This is a genomic window from Vibrio sp. 1402, assembly GCF_033340275.1.
In genome coordinates this window covers 1-1168 of record NZ_JAWOWE010000068.1, presented here as the reverse complement: position 1 = coordinate 1168, position 1168 = coordinate 1, and the positions used below count along the sequence as shown (strand labels likewise).

At 47.0% G+C, this 1168-nt stretch carries 2 protein-coding genes; both read left to right on the top strand.

Annotation, left to right across the window (positions count from 1 at the left end; translation table 11 throughout):
* Positions 1-541, top strand: a 541-nt coding sequence (locus R7044_RS24145) for a phosphoheptose isomerase (RefSeq protein ID WP_029794985.1), incomplete at its 5' end; no start/stop codon positions are given.
* A gap of 20 nt (positions 542-561) precedes the next feature.
* A partial coding sequence (locus tag R7044_RS24140; protein WP_225455866.1) for a BON domain-containing protein occupies positions 562-1168 on the top strand: 607 nt, incomplete at its 3' end.

Below are 1168 nucleotides of genomic sequence, written 5' to 3'. Positions count from 1 at the left end.
CGCAGCCGCAGAAGCTCTGCCTGATGCGATCACGCACGCCGCTCAAGCCATGGTTTCGAGCTTGCTGAATGGCAACAAAATTCTTTGCTGCGGCAACGGTGGCAGCGCCTCAAATGCACAACAGTTTGTTTCTTGTCTTTTAAATCGCTTTGAGACCGAACGCCCTAGCCTTCCCGCTATGGCGCTGACTGCGGACAACACCACACTAACGGCAGTTGCAAACGACTACCACTATCAAGAGATTTTCTCTAAGCAAGTTCGTGCATTTGGCCAACCAGGCGATATTCTTCTGGCGCTTTCTACCAGTGGCAACAGCAAAAACATCATCAAAGCGATGGAAGCCGCCGTAACTCGCGACATGACCATTATCGCCCTAACAGGTAAAGATGGTGGTGAGATGGCAGGATTACTGGGCGAAAACGATGTAGAAATTCGCATTCCATCCCATCGCACGGCTCGCATTCACGAAGTGCATATGGTCACTCTTCACTGCTTATGCGATTTGATTGACCAAGTACTTTTCCCTGCTCACGAAGAATAACAGATTTGAGAATCAGCATTATGATACGTAGCCTTGTCATTTTATGTACCATCTTAAGCTTGAGCGGATGTGCAGGACTGTTCATTGCTGGAGCTGCCACCACGGCAAATATTGTGACAGATACTCGCACCACGAAGCAGATCTGGCAAGACAACAATATTGAATTTGAAGTCGCAGCGATCGGTAATAAAGAACCATTTAAAGGGCATGTTCGAGTTGTTGCGAGCTCGTACAATGGTACGGTTGTTTTAATGGGCCAAGCTCCAACTCAAGATTTGATTAATCAAATTGAGCAACGAGCTAGAGCCATTGATGGCGTCAAAACCATTCATAACCAAATTAAGGCTAAAGAGCCATTGAGCGTGACGCAAATCAGCAACGACAGCTGGATCACAACCAAGGTTAAATCGGCTCTATTAACCGACTCAGACCTCAATGGCGTTAAAGTCAAAGTCATTACAGAGGATGGTGATGTATTTTTGTTTGGCTATGTAACCGCTCAGCAAGGTGAACGCGCGACGGAGATTTCGCGCAATATCTCTGGCGTAAAACAGGTGATCAAAGGGTTCCAATACGGAGACGCTGAACCAGTTAAAGTCGATTTACCAAGCGACGGTGTGACAACAC